Origin of the sequence: Paraburkholderia sp. CI3, assembly GCF_050436505.1 — a bacterium.
Classification (GTDB): domain Bacteria; phylum Pseudomonadota; class Gammaproteobacteria; order Burkholderiales; family Burkholderiaceae; genus Paraburkholderia; species Paraburkholderia tuberum.
Genome location: NZ_JBNDMI010000003.1, coordinates 2,271,446 through 2,288,738 on the forward strand (window position 1 = coordinate 2,271,446; position 17,293 = coordinate 2,288,738).

The window sequence follows — 17,293 nt, forward strand, 5'->3', positions numbered from 1 at the left end:
CCAGCTATGCGAGTACGATGTGCTGTCGATTCGCATCGATCCAGTCCACCATCGGGGCGAGCTGGACACCACGTTTGGAAAGCGAATCGATATCGACGCGGTACCCGACCGCGTTGATCCATTCCTGTGCATTCACCCATCCGGGTGCGAGACCCTTTGCTCGGGCTTCATCCGGTGACACGTGCGAAACGTTGATCTGTGCGCCCAGAACGTTGCCGAGGCGATTCGCAACTTCAGACATCGTGAGTCTTTCCGACGCCAGCGGCACGGTCTCACCGTGCCAGCGTTGTGGATCGTTTAGCGCGCTGGCCGCGAGCGCGCCCACGTCGTCGGCGGCAATCCAGTCGAGTCGCGCGTCGGGTAGCAACGCGCTGAACAGCAAGCCTTCGCGCAGGTGCGGAAACATCGCGCCCGCTTTCGGCTCAGCGAGGTTGTCCATCATGAATGCCGGTTGCAAGACCGTCCACGATTCGAAGCCCGCGGCGCGAACGGCCTCTTCCACGTCCCATTTGTCCGTCCAGTATTTTCGGTTCCAACGTTGCTCGCTCCAGCCAGGAAACGTCTCATGATTGCCGGCCTGCGCCACGGAGGTGTGAACGAACTGCGGGACCTTCGCGTTGCGCGCTGCGTTGACGAGCGCAAAACCCTGGCGGCGTTCCCTGTCACTGCGATCAAAATCAGGCAGGAGAACGGAGAAGACGGAACCGACGCCCTCCATCGCTTTTGCGAGCAAGTCGCGGTCGTCCAGATCTCCCCGTAGCGCCTGCGCATCCATGTCGACGAGTGCCCGCGCAGCAGGCGAGTCTGGATTGCGTGTCAGGAAGCGTACCTTGCGTCCAGCCGCAAGAAGATGGCGAGCCGCGGCGCCTCCTTGTGCGCCAGTGGCGCCGATGACGAGTACCGCGGCGGATGAATCGATCATGACTTGTCCCGAGGTGGAACGTTAGACGTTGGCCAGGCGTATCACGCCTGGGCGGCTTGCGCGCGATGCCGCTAACCCTGTGACAGCCATTGCAGGCTCGCGGCCTGGTTGCTCACAAGCATTCGTTCCGATATTAGCACGATGTTCATAAATCAACGAGCAAAGGATGCCAGTGATCGATGCTTCAGAGCTGCCACGCCAGAGAGCAAGGCGAATGGCGCGAGGCGCAAAGACGAAGCTTCGTCTTTGCGCCTGACACGACGATCAATGCTGCGGGCGCAGCGTTTGAACGAGGCCGCCTTCATGTGCAACGATCACCTCGGATCCCGGCTGATAAACCCCGGCAATTTCGTCTCCGCGCAGGCGGTTGCCCTGGAGGCCGCGCAGATAACTCGTGTCGTCGAGTCGCAACACATGTTCACCATGCGCGTCGCGCACAACGATCTGGTCCGATGCGATCGACGTCAGCGTGCCCACATAGGGCAGCCGGGGCTCAAATGGGAAACTTCCGCCGTGCGGCAGGATGCGCGTGTCGAGTGACAGACGAAAGCGGTCCGAATGATTGCTGAGACCAGAGTGCGGCGTGCGTCGGCTCATCAACAGGACGTCGCCCAAGCGGTAGTTCGTGCGACGCCATGCGTCTTCTGGCACGCTCGCGAGATCGATGGGAACGATTTTGTCGCCGTCCTTCCTGTGCAGGCACGGAAGCTTATGCAATCCTTCCGCGACGGCCAGTCCGCCGACTCGCGCATCGATATCGCTGAGCGGAATCCAGCAAATGATGAAATCGAGGCGGTCGCTGTAGATAGCATCTTCATGAATGAAGTCGAACCGTGTGCGGCTTTTGTCGATGGCGGGCGGCGACGTGCGGTATTCGGTGAAAGGTACCCAATAAAGCGGTACGCCGAACAGCCGCTGAAAGAATGCACGAACTGCGGGGTCTTCCATCACGGTGCGTGCCGCACCCTGCTCGTTCATCGCCTTCACGGGGAAAAAGCTGAAATTTTCGCGGTCTTTGCCAGTCCATCGCACGTCTCGGTCGTTGCGGTCCACGAAGCCGTTGCTGTCGAGATGATCAACAAGCAGACCGCGCATGCGCTCCAGCGGCTCGTGGTCGAGAACGTCGCGAAAGAACAGGTAGCCGTCTTCGTTCCAGCGTTCTTGCAACTCGGCGTGATTGCCGAGCAGGTCATTGGAAACGTTGAATTCCCGCATCGTCGGCACGATATCCACGCTTGGTGTGCTCATAAATTGTCTCGTTTGGTCGCGGGGGCGCTCTGATGTCGGCTCACAGCAATCCGCGCTCTTCCGAAGTGCGGGTCGTGGTGTCGATGCCAAGTTCCCGCAGTGTCTCCAGAACGGCCGTGGTAGCGGAGGCGACGGCGGGGAACCCGGCGTACGGAAGCGCCTGAATCAGCACCCCTTCGAGTTCGCGTGCGCTCAGACCATTGCGCACGGCAATGCGGACGTGGTTCTTCAGTTCGAGCGTCTGCCGGCTGGCGATGAGAATGCCCAGCGTGACGAGGCTGCGCTGCTTGCGCTCGAGTTTGTCGTCGCCCCAGACATCCGCGAACGCGTAGTTGATGGCAAGGCGTGAAATGTCGGATCCGAAGCCGGTGGACTCGCTTGCGGCACGTAAGCCGGCTGCCTTGTCTTCACCCATGATTTCGCCGAATACCTTTAAGCCATAGGCGAGTTTTTCTTCGAGGCTCTTCACTTGTGTCTCCTGTTTAACCGCGGCGGCGCGGCTATTGATAGCGGATGCGACTCACCCGAGTCGCCTTGGTCATTGTTCGTATTGTAGAACGACATTCTAAAATGTATGTTGAACGGTGCTGGACGTCAAGATAGTGCGCACCCGATATGACCAGGGTTCGTCCGTAGTGCACCGCAACGGGACAAAGGCGATATGCTGGGGACACCCGATATCAAAGCCATATCACGTCATGGAATTGCGGCATCTGAGACACTTCGTTGCGGTTGCGGAGACCCAGCACTTTGGCCGTGCGGCTGCGCGCCTGGGCATGGCGCAGCCGCCGCTCAGCCAGTCGATCATGCGGCTGGAGGAGCAGCTCGGTATCAAGCTGCTCGAACGTACACCGCGAGGCGTTTCGCTCACAGCCGCCGGAGCCGCGTTGCTCGCGGAAGCGAAGCCACTGATCGCGCAAGCGGAGCTGGCCGAGCGGCGCGTGCGGCAAGCCGCCGACGAACTGGCGAGCCTGAGCGTAGCGTTCGTGCCGATGTGTGCGCTGCGAATCATGCCGCTAGCCATTCAGGGGCTTCGCAAGCAATGGCCGGGCGTTGACGTCCGGTTGATCGAGCGCGGCAGTGCTTTGACCGTCGCCAGCGTGAAAAACGGCAGCATCGACCTGGGCGTGGTAGTCACCAGCTCGGCGGACGTCTCCGGTTTGGAAAGCGTGGTCATCGAGCGTCTGCGTGTGGTGGCCGCGGTTCCGGCGAAGTGGCCCGTGGCGGCGCAGCCTTCAATTCGTATCGCGGATCTCGCGCGATACCCGCTCATCATGTTCCCTCAGCAGATGTCGCAGCCGCTGTTCGCTGCGTTCGAGACAGCGCGCCGCGAGGCGGGGCTGTCGCCGCGGGTGACCCAGCAAGCGCGCCATCCATACACGATGCTCAACCTCGTGTCTCATGAACTGGGCATCGGTCTGATGCTGGACTCGGCGCGATACCTGCCCGTGGAGGGTGTCGCCTTCGTCGACATCGAGGATGTTCCGGCTTCAGGCGAAACTGAGGTGTCGCTGGTGTGGGCCGATAGACCTCACAAGCCCTACCACCGTTCGATGCTCGACATCATGCGCGATATCGCGTCGCCGGCGGCGGGGTGATACGCGCGCTCGACAGCTTCGTCCATGCTGCTCCTTTCGTCATCCGCTTCTCATTCATCTTGACACTCCAAAGTGGTGTGTTTATCTTTGCGAATGACGTTCAGAAAATAACCCGCTCGCGCGGCGAGCCAAAGGAGGAGCAATGAGCACGAATGTGGCGAGTCTTTTCAATCTCGATCAGAAAGTGGCGGTGGTAACAGGGGCGGGCTCAGGCATCGGCCGCGAGACGGCTTTGCTGCTGGCGTCGGCCGGCGCGGCGGTGGTCGCGGCGGACCTGAATGAGGAAGCGGCGCAGCAGACGGCCAGGCAAATCGAAAGTGCGTCTGGCAAGGCTATCGCGATCAAGGTGGACATCGGCGATGAATCGTCGATTCTTGCGATGTACGAAACGGTGCAGGCGAAGCTTGGGCGCCTCGACATTCTCGTGAACAACGCGGGCATCTATCCGAAGACGCAATTCGTCGAAACGTCGGCAGAAAAGTGGGACAAGGTGCTCGGCATCAACTTGCGCGGCACCTTCCTCTGCATGCGCGAAGCGATCAAGCGAATGCAAGGTGCCAAAAACGGCGGTTCCATTATCAATATTTCGTCGGTGGCTTCGCTGCAGCCGGTGATTTTCGACAACGGTGACTACGGCGCGTCGAAGGCGGGTGTCAACAACCTCACCAAGGTGGCAGCGCTCGAATTCGCAGCAGACGGAATTCGCGTGAACGCAGTGCTGCCCGGCGGCGTGGCAACCGAGGGCGCGGCCGCATCGACGAAGGTTCATCAGGCTCACGGGCCGATCACCCAACCTGGTCGCATGCCGCTGGGCCGCATCGGCGTCGCCTCCGATATCGCCAGGGCAGTGTTGTTTTTCGCGTCGCCGGCATCGGACTATGTCACCGGTCAGCTTCTCGCTGTCGACGGCGGCTTCCAGGTCTCCTGATTACTCGTCTGCGTGTCATGTTCGAATCGCTAAGCTGCGTCGAGAACGCGGCTTGGCGCTGCAATTCCCTTTCCCCCATTGATTGCCGACCCGTTCGCACACACGTCCATGTGTGCAGCGGGCGCTCGCGCATGCGCGTCGGTCTGTGCCTTGTCGGGTAGTGAAAACACCGACATCATTAATTGAACGACTTGTTGCATAACCATATTCCATGGCCTAGGATGTCCATCAAGAGGCGCCATGCAAGCGCCCGAGAGGCATAAGCCTGATCGGAGACATGCGATGTACTTTCTCGACAGCGATTTACGTGGTCCTCTTGCGGACTATACGTACGACTATCGTCGCCAGCGCGCTGAAAAGGGCGCTCCGTCGTCGGACGAATCGGCTCGCGCAAAACAATCGAATTGGGCGGCGCGCGTGTTGGGCGCGGTGGCGCCTCGTGCTCTGGGCAAGCTGCGGACGGAGGGCCGGGCGCGATGAAAACGCTGACTCGCGAGAGCGCTCGGGAAGCGCGTAGAGTATGGCTCCCACTCATTCTCCTGTCGATTTCGGCGGCGGCGGTCTGGCTCCTGCAACGCGATGTGCGCATGGAAGAGCTAGGCCGGTCCGCACTCTTCGACGTCGTGATGATGTTTGCCGTGCTCGGGGCGACGGCATTGGCGGGCATCATCGGATGTGCGATTGCGAGCCGTGCGCGAGCGCAGGAAGCCGATTTGTCGACAGGCGAGGATTGTTGCTTCATTGGCGCCGTGATCGGTGCGGTCGTCTTTTTTGTCGCCATGACTATCTAACGGTAGAAGCCATGAATGAAGAACTGAGCGCACGCGTCGAAGCACTGTTGGATAAGCAGGACATACTCGAATGCGTGCACCGCTATTGCCGCGGGGTCGATCGCATGGACCGGAAGTTGACGCTGTCGGCGTACCATCCGGACGCGATCGACGACCACGGCGCATTCGTCGGAGATGCAGAGGAATTCGTCGACTGGGCCTTTGCGTACCATACCGAGCATCAGTTGTCGCACCACCATATGGTGTTCAATCACAGCGTCGAATTGCAGGGCGACGAGGCGCACGGGGAGACGTACTGGCTTTTCTTCGGAGAAAATCGCGTCAAGCCTGACACGCTAGCGGTGGGGCGCTATATCGACCGCTTCGAAAAGCGTGATGGCGTGTGGGCGATTGCCGCCCGCGTCTGCATCTCCGAAGCGATCAACGAACTGACCCCTGCGGAAGTGCCCACTGCGTGGCGCGAAATCCTGATGGGCAATGGCGTCAGTGCACGAAATCGTGAAGACGTCTCTTACGAACGGCCTTTAAAGACTCGCCAACCCAGCGAGGTTTAAGGCCAGACGCAAGCCGGCAACGACGCTTGCCACGGATCCCAGCATCGATTTGCCATGAAAGCCAACGTCGGCAGCAAGCCGACGTTGGCTTTCAGCTATTGGGTAATGGCGCAATCGTGCTGTGACCGACAATCGACAGAAACTCGCGGCGGGTGGAAGGATCGTCACGGAATGCGCCCAGCATTCGACTCGTCACCAGCGATGCGCCGGGCTTGTGCACGCCTCGCGTACTCATGCACTGATGCGCAGCTTCGAGAATGACAGCGACTCCCTTCGGCTGCAGCACGGTGTTCAGCGCATCGGCGATCTGAACGGTCATCTTCTCCTGAATCTGTAGGCGCTTGGCATAGACATCGACGAGGCGGGCGAGTTTGGAGATGCCGACCACGCGATGCTCGGGCAAGTAGGCAATGTGCGCACGTCCGATGATGGGCACCATATGGTGTTCGCAGTAGCTCTCGAAACGGATGTCCTTTAGCACCACCATCTCGTCGTAGCCATCCACTTCGGAAAACGTGGTGGCGAGAATCTGCATCGGATCGGAGTCATAGCCCGAGAAGAACTCGCGGTACGCGCGCGCGACCCGTGCGGGTGTTTGAATGAGACCTTCCCTTTCGGGATCGTCACCGGCCCATCGGATCAGCGTGCGCACGGCCTGTTCCGCCTCGTCCTGCGTGGGGCGAATCGACGCTTCCTCAGCGCCAATCTGATTGTCTCGTTTGTTCATCAACTCTCCTGATCATTCATGCCTCGTGCAATCGCATCGGCGTCCGCGAGTGCGGCACACGAGTGTCGGCGATGTGGAGGAAGTGTATATAATTGCACGGTGTTCGTAAATACAAACGACCGGCGCATCTTACACGCGACGTTCGACCATTGCGGGTCGAAAAATCAGGTTGCACTTACACAGGGATCAGCACATGAAAACGCGCATTACAGAGCTGCTTGGGATTCGATACCCCATTGTTCAAGGGGGCATGATGTGGGTGGGTCGCGCTGAACTTGCCGCCGCCGTCTCGAACGCCGGTGCGCTCGGCACCATCACCGCTCTGACGCAGCCCACGCCCGAGGCGCTGCGCAACGAGATCGCTCGGGTTCGCTCAATGACGGATCAGCCGTTCGCCGTCAACCTGACCATTCTGCCGACGATCAAGCCAGTGCCGTACGACGAGTACGTGCAAGCGGTCGTGGAGAACGGTGTGAAGATCGTCGAGACGGCGGGACGCAATCCCGAGCCATATATGCCCGCATTCAAGGCTGCGGGCATCAAGGTCATCCACAAGTGCACGTCGGTGCGTCACGCGCTGAAAGCGGAGGCGTTGGGCTGCGACGCCGTGAGCGTGGACGGATTCGAGTGCGCCGGACATCCGGGCGAGGACGACGTGCCCAATCTGATCCTGTTGCCGGCCGCGGCCGCGAAACTGCATATTCCTATGCTTGCGTCAGGCGGCATTGCCGATGCGCGCGGCATGGTCGCCGCGCTCGCGCTCGGCGCGGATGGGATCAATATGGGTACGCGCTTCATGGCAACGCGCGAGGCGCCGATTCACGAGAACGTCAAGCGCAGGCTGGTAGAGCATGACGAGCGCAATACGGCGTTGATCTTCCGCACGCTGAAGAACACGTCGCGTATCTTCAGGAATTCGGTAGCGGAGCAGGTGTTGGAACTCGAGCAAAAAGAAGGTGTGACGTTTGCGGATCTCAAGCCGCTGGTGAGCGGTGAGCGCGGTAAGCGAGTGTACGAGACGGGTGACACCGAAGACGGAACGTTTCCGGCTGGCCTCGCAATCGGGCTTATCGAGGACATTCCCACCTGCGCGGAACTCGTGAGTCGGATGGTCGCCGAGGCGCGCGCACTCATTCATGGCCGGCTGGCTGCGCTTGTAGAAGAGAGCTGAGTCCGCAGCAAGACGGCCGTCGAACCAGGCTGACCGCGCCCCCGGTTTTAGCGGGCGTGGCAGCCGATGCATGTATTACGATCGCAATCAGGCCTGCGAAGTCGGATGACCTTGTTCGTCGAGTCGTTCGAGATGCGCCAGCAGCGACCGGGATGCCGCTGGCCAGAGCCTTTCGGGAACATCGGTATAAGCAAGACGCAGCCAGTCGTCGATCGAACCGGTCGGCAGTGCCTTTACCGCGCCGGCGATCTTTGCTTCCCGGGCGAGACGGTGTGCCTTGAGGCGGGCGATCTGGTCATGCGGGCGGTCCAGCACGTACCCATGTGCGGGCAGAATAAAGTCGATGTCACGTTCGGTGCAAATCGCGTTCAACCGGTCGAGTGACGTGAGGTACGCCGTCATGTTGCCGTCGGGAGGATCGATGATGGTCGTGCTGCCATTCAGAATGTGATCGCCGCTGAATAGCAGTCCGTCTTCCAGAAGGACCAGGCACACGTGGTTGCTTGCGTGCCCCGGTGTCGAGACGACCAGCAATCGATGCGTCTCGCCGTCATGCGCAAGTGTCAGCACATCGCCATCGAGCAATTCGCGGTCCGGAACGAAGTGATGGCTTGCCCTGTCGGCAGGCCCGGCCGACCGACCGAGGACTGGTGGCTTGTGCGGACACATGGACTGCAGTGGCCTCGCCCCGGGCGCGTGATCCACGTGGGAGTGCGTGCAGACGATCATTCGAATAGCGCCGCCCGTAGCTGCGAAGATGCGTTGAAGATGCGCCTGGTCGTCCGGCCCCGGATCGATCACGATGAAGCCGGTCGCCATCGTGCCGACGATGTAGCTATTCGTGCCTGGGCCCGTCATCAAGCCGCTGTTGCTGGCGGTCAACCGCATCACGTTTCTCAGAAGCGGGGCGGTTTGCGTCGATCGCCAATCCAGAGAGTGGAGCACCTGACCGTCGGGGCACACGAGACGCAGTTCCCCATATGAGGGGTCACCTTCCATGCAGCGCACGACGCTGCCTGAGCTCAACCCACCGCGCGGACAACTGCTCCACAGCGACCTTTCAGACCTGCACGCCGTGAGCAGTGCATCAACCGAGTTGAACGAGCGAAGGCGTTCGAGCGTTCGCACGGTCGGGAAGATCATCGTGAAGTCGCCCGAAGCATGGCGTGCCAGTGCCTCGTCGGGACGGACCCACACCGGTTCGAACTGCTCGGCGCCGTCCGCGACAGCGGTTTGACCGACGGGCATGCGCGCCACGAAAAACTGCACGTCAAAGCGCCGCGGCAGGTCACGATCGGTGATCCAATGCGCAAACGGATAGACCCGATCCGCGGCGAGTGAGAGGCCGTGATGCGAACAATGGTCTTCGATCGCTGTCGCCCGGTCTAGCCTCGCAATATCGTGGTCGTCGACGAAACCGCCGTCGTGTCGCCATGCCAGCAGCACACCGAGCTCTTCGAATGTTTCCCGAATGGCGGCCACGGCCTGAATCGCTTGCGTATCGTCTTGCGTGGGGCGCCGTCGTACGCCGCCGGCGATTCGTCCATCGGACGGGTCGATTGCGCCACCAGGAAAGACGAACGCGCCCGGCGCGAAGCTCGCTTGCGCCGAACGTCGTGTCATCAGCACTTCAATGGCGCGCGAACCCTCGTATTGCGCGTCGCGTAGCAAGAGCATCGTCGCAGCGGGGCGTGGTGCCACCGGCTGCCGTTGCGGGTGGAGTCGTTGTTCGGGGCGTACCACGTATGTCCCTCTGGTTGAATGGATAACGCTGTGCGAAGCCCTAAATGCGCTCGAAGATGGCCGCGATGCCTTGACCTCCACCGATGCACATTGTCACGAGCGCATAGCGCCCACCGCAACGATGCAACTCGTGAATGGCCTTGACCGCAATGACGGCGCCGGTTGCGCCGATCGGATGGCCGAGCGCGATGCCCGATCCGTTCGGGTTGACCTTTGCGCTGTCGAATTCCAGCTCCTTCGCCACGGCGCAAGCTTGAGCGGCAAACGCCTCGTTCGCTTCGATCACATCGAGATTTGCGGCGGTCAAACCCGCGCGCTGCAGGGCCTTGCGTGTCGCAGGGACCGGGCCGATGCCCATGTATTGCGGATCGACGCCCGCGTGAGCCCAGCAAACGAGTCGCGCAAGCGGACGAAGGCCGCGTTGTTCGGCGCTGCGACGGGCCATCAGCAGGACTGCAGCCGCGCCGTCGTTGAGGCCCGACGCATTGCCGGCCGTGACCGTACCGTCTTTCTGGAACGCCGGGCGCAATTTGGCGAGATCGGCGATGGTCGTGCCCGACCGCACATGCTCATCGGTGTCAAAAACGGTTTCACCCTTTTTCGTGCGCAGTGCTACGGGCACGATCTGCTCGCGGAAGTTGCCGTCATGAATAGCTTGCGCTGCGCGCCGGTGCGATTCGACGGCGAGCAGGTCCTGGTCGTCGCGCGAAATGCCGTACTTCTTTGCGACGTTCTCTGCGGTTACGCCCATATGGCATGCGCTGAACGGATCGGTCAACGCGCCGACCATCATGTCGATCAGGCGGATGTCGCCCATGCGCGAACCCCAACGCGCGCCGCTCGCAACGTATGCTGCGCGCGACATGCTTTCTGCACCAGCGCCGATCGCAATCTCCGTGTCGCCGTGCGCGATGGCTTGCGCAGCGGAGATGATTGCCTGAAGGCCGGAGCCGCATAGCCTGTTGAGCGTCAGCGCCGGTGCGTCCGCGCTGACGCCGCCTTCCATCGCGGCGACGCGCGCGAGATACATGTCGCGAGGCTCGGTATGGATCACGTTGCCGAACACCACTTGACCCACCTCTTCACCCGGCAGATTCGATCGCTCGAGCAGCGCGCGAACGACCGTTGCGCCTAGCGCCGTGGGCGGAATGCTCGATAGCGCGCCACCGAAGTCTCCAATAGCGGTGCGAACGGCAGCGGTGACGACAACCTCTTCCGACATGATGGCTCCTTGGTTCCGGCAATCGATTACGATCCGGTGTCATGTTTAATAATGCGAATGGCGTTCAGAAATTAGCGCAATTTTTGTTTTCTGTCCACGTTGTTGTGCGATGCGCAAACCTGCGATCGTGCCGAACATTGCGCACGTCGTTCGCGCCAGATTGCGTGTGTGCTATCAGGCTTTCCTCGTGGGTGACAACGGATAGACGTGGCTGGGATTTCGCGTTATTCTGGTTCAGCAAGATGATCGACGTTCAATTATTGGTTGCTCTTGGCCCGCAACATTTCCAGGTATCGGAAGGCGATGCGAGCGCTCGCGGGACATGACTTGCCAGATAACAACAGGACGACTCAGATGGATGCAGGTATGGCTTCGCACGACGCCCTGATGGATGTGCCGTTTCGCCCGATTCGCGTCGGCAGCATGGATGCCATCGTCGAGCGAAGGCCAGACGGAAGCGTGGTGTATGAACTGAAGGAACCGCTCCAGGCGTATCCCGTCCGCTTGACGGAGCGGCTCGAACACTGGGCGAGCGTCACGCCCGAGCGCGCGTTGCTTGCGCGGCGGACGCCGGACGGCAAGTCATGGGAGTCTCTGACCTACCGCCAGGCGTTCGACGGTGCGCGTGCGCTGGGGCAGGCGCTGCTCGATCGAGGATTGTCGCCGTCTCGTCCGTTGATGATTCTTTCCGATCGAAGCTTTGAACACGCGCTCTTCGCGCTCGCCGCATTGCACGTCGGGATTCCCTATATCCCGGTGACGCCCGCGTATTCGCTGTTATCGCAGGACTTTTCGAAGCTCAGGCAACTCGCGGCCGTATGCACGCCCGGCCTCGTCTTCGCGGAGGACGGCGAGCAGTATGGCCGCGCATTGCGTGAGGTGTTCGGCGACGTGGAATGTGTCGTCGTCGGTCCGTTGCCGGAGGGTCGTGGCGGTTCGCGCGTCGCGCAGTGGCTGAAGACGCCGGTTACAGCCGACGTCGACAAGGCGTTCAAGGCAGTCGGCCCGGATACGGTGGGCAAGATCATGTTTACTTCGGGAACGACAGGCGCACCGAAAGGCGTGATCTATTCGCAGCGCATGTTGTGCAGCAATCGACAGCAAGTCGCCCAGGTGTTCGCGTTTCTTCAGGACGGACCATCGGATCTCGTCGACTGGCTGCCTTGGCATCACACTTTTGGCGGCACGCATAACTTCGGCATGGTGCTGTACGGCGGGGGGACTTACTACCTGGACCCAGGCAAGCCAACGCCGGAGGAAATTGGCCCGACGGTTCAGGCATTGCGTGAAATCGCGCCGGCGGTCTACCTCAATACGCCGCAAGGGTTGGCCTCGCTCATTCCGCATCTGCAGGCGGACAAGGCACTGCGCGAGAAATTCTTTAGCAAACTCGCGCTCATCTACTACGGCGGCGCAAGTCTGCCGAAATACATCTGGGCTCAACTCGACGAGCTCGCGGTGCGTACCATCGGCCAGCGTGTGCTCATCATGTCGGGCATCGGCAGCACGGAAGCAGGCCCAACGCCGCTATCGGCGGCCTGGGATCCGCGACGGGAAGCGATTGCTGGGTTGCCCGTGCCCGGCGTCAAAGTGAAGGTGGCGCCGGTCGGCGCGAAGCTGGAAATCCGTTTCCTCGGCGACTGTGTGACGCCCGGCTATTGGAAAGATCCCGAGCGCACCGCCGCCGCGTTCGACGAGGAAGGCTATTTCCGCTCCGGTGACGCAGCAACGTTCATCGACCCGCAGCGCCTCGAACTGGGACTGCGCTTCGACGGACGCATTGCGGAAAATTTCAAGCTGTCCTCGGGCACCTGGGTCAACGTCGCCGAGTTGCGACTGTACGCGCTGAACGTGTTGGGCCCGTATGCGCGGGATATCGTGATTGCCGGGCACGACCGCGACTACCTGAGCGCGCTCGTCTTCCCTGACATCGAAGCGTGCCGTGCGCTTTGCGACGACCTTCACGATCCGATGCCGGGCGCCGACCAGATCATCAACAGCCGCGGCGTGCGCGCGTTCTTCCAGACCGGACTCGACCAGCTCGCCGCGCGTCCTGGCGGCAGCTCTACGCGCATTGCGCGCATCGTGCTCGAAAGCGAGCAGCCGACGCTCGATAACGGCGAATTGAGTGCAAAGAGCGCAATCAGCCAACGCAATGTGCTCGAGCGACGGCGCGCTGTCGTGGACGAGCTTTATTGCGTGCCGCCCACGCCGCGTACATTGGTCGGCAACGCTGGCGCAGCAGCGGGCGCAGATCGAGGCGCGCGCCGCGGTTCAACGTACTGAAAACGCCGGAAGTTAAACCATGGATTTTCGCGTAGATCCCGCGGACATCGCGTTCCGCAAAGAAGTTCGTGCGTTCCTCAACGAGCATTTGCCGGCCGACCTGGCCTTTCGCGGGCAGCAGGGCTTTCTGGCAGGTGACGACGATTCACAGCGCTGGACTCGCATCTTGCACGAAACGCACGGCTGGTCAGTGCCGCATTGGCCGGCTGGTGACGGCGGCACGGGGTGGACCGCGATGCAGCGTTACATCTTCGAGGAAGAATGCTATCTGGCAGGCGCACCGATACAGAATCAGGCGGGCGTGTCGCTCGTCGGACCCGTGATTTGCGAGTTTGGCAACGAAGAGCAGAATCGGCGCTTTCTTCCTCCTATCCGGCGTGGTGAAGTGTTCTGGGTACAGGGTTTTTCAGAGCCGGGCTCGGGTTCCGATCTTGCATCGCTACGTACGACGGCGGTTCTCGATGGAGACCACTACATCGTCAATGGACAGAAGATCTGGACCAGCTTCGGCGCCTACGGTCAATGGAATTTCGTGCTGGTCCGCACGGATAGCGAAGCGAAGCCACAAAAGGGCATTTCCTTCCTGCTGCTCGACATGTCGTCGCCGGGCGTTACCGTGCGGCCGATCGCGTCGCTCGATGGCTGCCATCACCTGGCGGAAGTCTTCTACGACAACGTGCGTGTGCCTGCTGAAAACCTTATCGGCGAGGTCAACAAGGGGTGGGGATACACCAAGTTTCTGCTCTTTAACGAGCGGGCGTTTCTTGGCGCTGAAGCGCCTGCCCTCAAGCGCTATCTGCGCAAGATCCGGCACTACGCCTCGCGCGAACGGATGGCCGGCAAGCCATTGATCCAGGATCCGACGTTTGCGGCACGTTTGGCGCAGCACGAACTGGAGGTTCGCGCTATCGACATGGCGGTGCAGAAAATCCTGCATCAAGGGATAGACGAGCGCAGTGGCGGCATGGCGATCGGATCCATGCTCAAAGTGCGCGGATCTGAACTCCATCAGAAGCTCACGGAGATGCTGCTGGAGGTGATCGGCGATTATGGCGCCGTGTTCTATCCCGATCCGAATGAAGAGCGAGAGCTGCGCGAGGCCCAGTTCATCGGACCTGAATACGCGCCAGGCCTGGCGGCAGAGGTCTTCTATCGGCGGGCTTGCTCGATCTATGGCGGGACGGCCGAAATTCAGCGAAACATCATCGCCAAAGCACTGTTCGATCTTTGACGCCGTATCGAGTCACGAACGGTCTTCGATCCCCGAGACGTGGGATCGCATCAATTGCCGGCATAAAGAGGGTGCAGCATGGACTTCGAGTTGAGCGACGAACAGCGGATGTTGCAGGAAAGCGCGCAACGCTTCTTGCAAAAGAGTTATACGTTCGAACATCGTCGCAATCTTGCTTCGCAAGGAGGCGGATTTTCGCGCGAGACGTGGCGTACGTTCGGCGAAATGGGTTGGCTCGGTGTCGCGGTGCCGGATGAATTGGGCGGGCTCGGTTTCTCGTCAGTCGAAAGCGCCATCGTGGCCGAGCAGATCGGGCGCGCGCTGGTGCTGGAGCCATACGTGATGTGTGGTGTGTTTCCTGCATCACTTGTCACGCGCTGCGGGCGAGACGGGCAGCGCGAGGCGATACTTGGCGAGATCGTTTCGGGCGAGACTGTCTATGCAGTCGCGCAAAGTGAACGTGAAGCGCGGGGTCAGGTGCATTACGTGACGGCCACTGCGAAGAAGACTGAGGACGGGTCGTGGCGGCTGGACGGCTATAAGACGCTCGTGGTTGGAGCGCCCGTTGCAGACCGTCTGCTCGTCGTCGCTCGAGCGGCGGGTGCAGCCGATGCCACGGACGGCATCGGGGTTTTCGTCGTCGATCCGAAGCAGGCAGGCGTGACGCTGAAGACTTGCGCGTTGCTCGACGGCACGCCATCTGCCGACTTGCTGCTCGATGGTGTGATCGTCGCAGAATCGAATGTTCTGGGTGAGGCTGGGCAAGCGTTCGAAGGACTGCAGGCCGCCGTTGACGAAGCGGTCGTTGCGATCTGTGCCGAACTGGTGGGCGATATGGAAGACGCTATCGAGCTCGCGTCGGAGTACTTGAAAACGCGCAAGCAGTTCGGGGTGGCGATTGGCAGCTTCCAGGCGCTGCAACACCGGATGGCCGACATGGCGATCGAAGCGATGCAGGCGCGCGCAACACTGCACCGTGCGTTGCTCTCTATCAGCGAGGACAGGGAGAACCGGAGCGTCGAAATCTCGGGCTGCAAGGCACAGACCACTCGTAGCGCGAAGTTCGTCACGCAACAGGGTATCCAGTTGCACGGTGGCTACGGCATCACGGATGAATACAAGGTGGGCCATCACTATCGCCGTCATCTGGTGCTCGACGCATTGTTCGGCAACGCGGACTATCACCTGAATCGCTACGCACGCCAGATTCAGCACGAGGCAATGGTCGCGGCGGCGTGAACCCTTTCGAGGCATTGCCATGAACGCGAAAGCAACCGATCTGCTCGGCGTGCAGAGTGACGGAACGGTTCTCACGTTGACACTGAACCGGCCCGCGGCCCGCAACGCACTGAACCTCGCATTGACCGAAGCGCTGGTCGACGCCTTGCATCGTTTCGAAGCGGACCAAAGCCTGCGCGTCCTTATCGTGACGGGCGCCGATCCGGCCTTTTGTGCTGGGCTCGACCTGAATGATTTTTCCGCGCCCGATGCGCCGCGCACGCGGGTCGCGGACATGATCGATATGTGGCCGCGCCTCACCAAGCCGGTAATCGCGGCGGTCAACGGCGCTGCCGTTACAGGCGGGCTGGAACTTGCAATGGGGTGCGATTTCATCATCGCGTCCGAGCGTGCGCGCTTTGCCGACACGCACACGAAAATCGGCGCGCTCGCGGGGGGCGGCATGACCGCGAGGTTGCCGTATATCGTGGGTCCGCGGTGGGCGAAGCAGTTCAGCTTGACGAGCGATCCGATTGACGCGGCCACCGCGTTGCGCATCGGCCTCGCGAACGAGGTGGTCAGCCACGATCAACTGATGGAGCGGGCAGCGTCACTAGCGAAGACGATTGCGAGCCGCCGACCCGAGCTCGTCGCGACGGTCAAGCGCGTGATCGATCAGGGTGCGCTAGCTTCGCTGGAAGAGGCGTTGCGGATCGAGAAGGCGGCATTGGCGCAAAGAAAGCAAAGCGGCGGCATGGCATGGCAGGTGGGGAAATAATCGCTTGGCTGAGCGAAGCGCGCGACGCGAGGGCTTTCATCGACAAGCCTCCATTTTTGTGGAGCACGTATGTCCTCATCGCTTTTTGACCTCACGGACAAGGTCGCAATCGTCACCGGATCGAGTCGCGGCATTGGCTATGCCAGTGCGCTCGGCATGGCGGAACACGGCGCCAAAGTCGTCGTTTCCGGCCGTAACGCCGACGCCTGCGAAACTGCCGCGCAAGCCATCAACGAAAAGATCGGGACTCGGGTGGCCTTGCCGTTCGCCTGCAACATCGGCCGAAAAGCGGAATTGCAAGCTCTCGTGGCTGCGGCGAACGGCGAGTGGGGCAGGGTCGACATCGTGATGGCCAATGCCGCGATTCACCCGTGGATAGGCTCGGCACTCGATCTGCAAGACGAAACGTTCAACAAGTTCATGCAGGTCAACGTCCAGAGCAATATCTGGCTCGCGCAGATGACTGTGCCCGGCATGATCGAGCGTGGCTATGGGCGCTTTATTTCGGTGGCATCCGTGGTTGGCCTGTTCGGCGATGCCGTGACGGGAACCTACGGGCTCACCAAAGCCGCCGACATGCAGCTCGTGAGAAACCTCGCGATGGAATTCGCCGCAAAGGGCGTCACCGCCAATTGCATCGCGCCTGGCACCTTCAAGACCGAGATGGCGCGATCGCAATGGGAGGACGAGGCGATGGTCGAATGGTACCGTGGTCGCAATCCATCACAGCGCTTCGGCGAGGTCGACGAGATCGCTGGGCTAGCCGTGATGCTCGCATCGCGTTCGGGCGGCTATATCAACGGCCAGACGATCGCGGTGGATGGCGGCCACACGATCTCGTTTCGCTGACCTGCAGGAGGGAAGGACATCGTGCGC

16 protein-coding genes are annotated in these 17,293 nt (G+C 61.1%); 10 read left to right on the top strand and 6 right to left on the bottom strand.

The genetic code is table 11. The features are described from left to right. Nucleotides 1-4: 4 nt before the first annotated feature. From OKW29_RS19100 to OKW29_RS19110, 3 genes are all read right to left on the bottom strand, one after another. A complete protein-coding gene (locus tag OKW29_RS19100; RefSeq protein WP_429292108.1) occupies nucleotides 5-922 on the bottom strand; it encodes an NmrA family NAD(P)-binding protein in 918 nt (305 codons plus the stop codon). 264 nt (nucleotides 923-1,186) lie between these two features. Further along, nucleotides 1,187-2,155 carry a phytanoyl-CoA dioxygenase family protein gene (locus tag OKW29_RS19105; RefSeq protein WP_429292109.1) on the bottom strand — a complete coding sequence of 323 codons (969 nt, stop codon included), beginning with the start codon at nucleotides 2,153-2,155 and terminating at the stop codon, nucleotides 1,187-1,189. Nucleotides 2,156-2,210: 55 nt separating this feature from the next. Next, nucleotides 2,211-2,639, bottom strand: coding sequence for a carboxymuconolactone decarboxylase family protein (locus tag OKW29_RS19110; protein WP_008917662.1), 429 nt, complete (start codon nucleotides 2,637-2,639; stop codon nucleotides 2,211-2,213). A gap of 229 nt (nucleotides 2,640-2,868) precedes the next feature. Here OKW29_RS19110 and OKW29_RS19115 point away from each other — a divergent pair, with 229 nt between their 5' ends. From OKW29_RS19115 to OKW29_RS19130, 4 genes are all read left to right on the top strand, one after another. Beyond that, nucleotides 2,869-3,768 carry a LysR family transcriptional regulator gene (locus tag OKW29_RS19115; protein WP_090808726.1) on the top strand — a complete coding sequence of 300 codons (900 nt, stop codon included), beginning with the start codon at nucleotides 2,869-2,871 and terminating at the stop codon, nucleotides 3,766-3,768. A 142-nt stretch (nucleotides 3,769-3,910) separates the two neighbouring features. Then, nucleotides 3,911-4,696: an SDR family NAD(P)-dependent oxidoreductase gene (locus OKW29_RS19120; protein WP_184032185.1), complete on the top strand. Its 786-nt coding sequence runs from the start codon at nucleotides 3,911-3,913 to the stop codon at nucleotides 4,694-4,696. Nucleotides 4,697-5,172: 476 nt separating this feature from the next. Continuing rightward, nucleotides 5,173-5,487 carry a hypothetical protein gene (locus tag OKW29_RS19125; RefSeq protein WP_187630651.1) on the top strand — a complete coding sequence of 105 codons (315 nt, stop codon included), beginning with the start codon at nucleotides 5,173-5,175 and terminating at the stop codon, nucleotides 5,485-5,487. An 11-nt stretch (nucleotides 5,488-5,498) separates the two neighbouring features. Then, on the top strand, nucleotides 5,499-6,041 hold the full coding sequence (locus tag OKW29_RS19130) for a nuclear transport factor 2 family protein (RefSeq protein ID WP_184032187.1): 543 nt from the start codon (nucleotides 5,499-5,501) through the stop codon (nucleotides 6,039-6,041). Between the two features lie 91 nt (nucleotides 6,042-6,132). Here OKW29_RS19130 and folE read toward each other — a convergent pair whose 3' ends face one another. Continuing rightward, nucleotides 6,133-6,768: a GTP cyclohydrolase I FolE gene (gene folE / locus OKW29_RS19135; protein WP_429292110.1), complete on the bottom strand. Its 636-nt coding sequence runs from the start codon at nucleotides 6,766-6,768 to the stop codon at nucleotides 6,133-6,135. A 193-nt stretch (nucleotides 6,769-6,961) separates the two neighbouring features. Here folE and OKW29_RS19140 point away from each other — a divergent pair, with 193 nt between their 5' ends. After that, on the top strand, nucleotides 6,962-7,939 hold the full coding sequence (locus OKW29_RS19140) for an NAD(P)H-dependent flavin oxidoreductase (RefSeq protein WP_184050184.1): 978 nt from the start codon (nucleotides 6,962-6,964) through the stop codon (nucleotides 7,937-7,939). A gap of 87 nt (nucleotides 7,940-8,026) precedes the next feature. Here OKW29_RS19140 and OKW29_RS19145 read toward each other — a convergent pair whose 3' ends face one another. Further along, entirely contained in the window at nucleotides 8,027-9,682 is a 1,656-nt protein-coding gene (locus OKW29_RS19145) for an MBL fold metallo-hydrolase (protein WP_429292111.1), read from the bottom strand. A 40-nt stretch (nucleotides 9,683-9,722) separates the two neighbouring features. Beyond that, nucleotides 9,723-10,904 (bottom strand): beta-ketothiolase BktB, encoded by a 1,182-nt coding sequence (gene bktB, locus OKW29_RS19150; protein ID WP_429292112.1) that lies wholly within the window; start codon nucleotides 10,902-10,904, stop codon nucleotides 9,723-9,725. Nucleotides 10,905-11,270: 366 nt separating this feature from the next. On the opposite strand from bktB, the gene OKW29_RS19155 reads away from it, so the two are divergent. From OKW29_RS19155 to OKW29_RS19175, 5 genes are all read left to right on the top strand, one after another. Continuing rightward, entirely contained in the window at nucleotides 11,271-13,190 is a 1,920-nt protein-coding gene (locus OKW29_RS19155) for an AMP-binding protein (protein WP_429292113.1), read from the top strand. A gap of 19 nt (nucleotides 13,191-13,209) precedes the next feature. Then, nucleotides 13,210-14,421, top strand: coding sequence for an acyl-CoA dehydrogenase family protein (locus OKW29_RS19160; RefSeq protein WP_429292114.1), 1,212 nt, complete (start codon nucleotides 13,210-13,212; stop codon nucleotides 14,419-14,421). Nucleotides 14,422-14,499: 78 nt separating this feature from the next. Beyond that, nucleotides 14,500-15,660 (top strand): acyl-CoA dehydrogenase family protein, encoded by a 1,161-nt coding sequence (locus tag OKW29_RS19165; RefSeq protein WP_429292115.1) that lies wholly within the window; start codon nucleotides 14,500-14,502, stop codon nucleotides 15,658-15,660. A gap of 19 nt (nucleotides 15,661-15,679) precedes the next feature. Next, nucleotides 15,680-16,417, top strand: a complete 738-nt coding sequence (locus OKW29_RS19170) for an enoyl-CoA hydratase (RefSeq protein ID WP_429292116.1) — start codon at nucleotides 15,680-15,682, stop codon at nucleotides 16,415-16,417. Between the two features lie 69 nt (nucleotides 16,418-16,486). Then, nucleotides 16,487-17,266 carry an SDR family NAD(P)-dependent oxidoreductase gene (locus OKW29_RS19175; protein WP_429292117.1) on the top strand — a complete coding sequence of 260 codons (780 nt, stop codon included), beginning with the start codon at nucleotides 16,487-16,489 and terminating at the stop codon, nucleotides 17,264-17,266. Nucleotides 17,267-17,293: the final 27 nt, after the last annotated feature.

Bases quoted from the DNA above. Each gene is read 5' to 3' on its own strand.
- OKW29_RS19100 (WP_429292108.1), bottom strand. From the start codon at position 922: ATGATCGATTCATCCGCCGCGGTACTCGTCATCGGCGCCACTGGCGCA.
- OKW29_RS19115 (WP_090808726.1), top strand. From the start codon at position 2,869: ATGGAATTGCGGCATCTGAGACACTTCGTTGCGGTTGCGGAGACCCAG.
- OKW29_RS19120 (WP_184032185.1), top strand. From the start codon at position 3,911: ATGAGCACGAATGTGGCGAGTCTTTTCAATCTCGATCAGAAAGTGGCG.
- OKW29_RS19125 (WP_187630651.1), top strand. From the start codon at position 5,173: ATGAAAACGCTGACTCGCGAGAGCGCTCGGGAAGCGCGTAGAGTATGG.
- OKW29_RS19130 (WP_184032187.1), top strand. From the start codon at position 5,499: ATGAATGAAGAACTGAGCGCACGCGTCGAAGCACTGTTGGATAAGCAG.
- folE (WP_429292110.1), bottom strand. From the start codon at position 6,768: ATGAACAAACGAGACAATCAGATTGGCGCTGAGGAAGCGTCGATTCGC.
- OKW29_RS19140 (WP_184050184.1), top strand. From the start codon at position 6,962: ATGAAAACGCGCATTACAGAGCTGCTTGGGATTCGATACCCCATTGTT.
- bktB (WP_429292112.1), bottom strand. From the start codon at position 10,904: ATGTCGGAAGAGGTTGTCGTCACCGCTGCCGTTCGCACCGCTATTGGA.
- OKW29_RS19155 (WP_429292113.1), top strand. From the start codon at position 11,271: ATGGCTTCGCACGACGCCCTGATGGATGTGCCGTTTCGCCCGATTCGC.
- OKW29_RS19160 (WP_429292114.1), top strand. From the start codon at position 13,210: ATGGATTTTCGCGTAGATCCCGCGGACATCGCGTTCCGCAAAGAAGTT.
- OKW29_RS19165 (WP_429292115.1), top strand. From the start codon at position 14,500: ATGGACTTCGAGTTGAGCGACGAACAGCGGATGTTGCAGGAAAGCGCG.
- OKW29_RS19170 (WP_429292116.1), top strand. From the start codon at position 15,680: ATGAACGCGAAAGCAACCGATCTGCTCGGCGTGCAGAGTGACGGAACG.
- OKW29_RS19175 (WP_429292117.1), top strand. From the start codon at position 16,487: ATGTCCTCATCGCTTTTTGACCTCACGGACAAGGTCGCAATCGTCACC.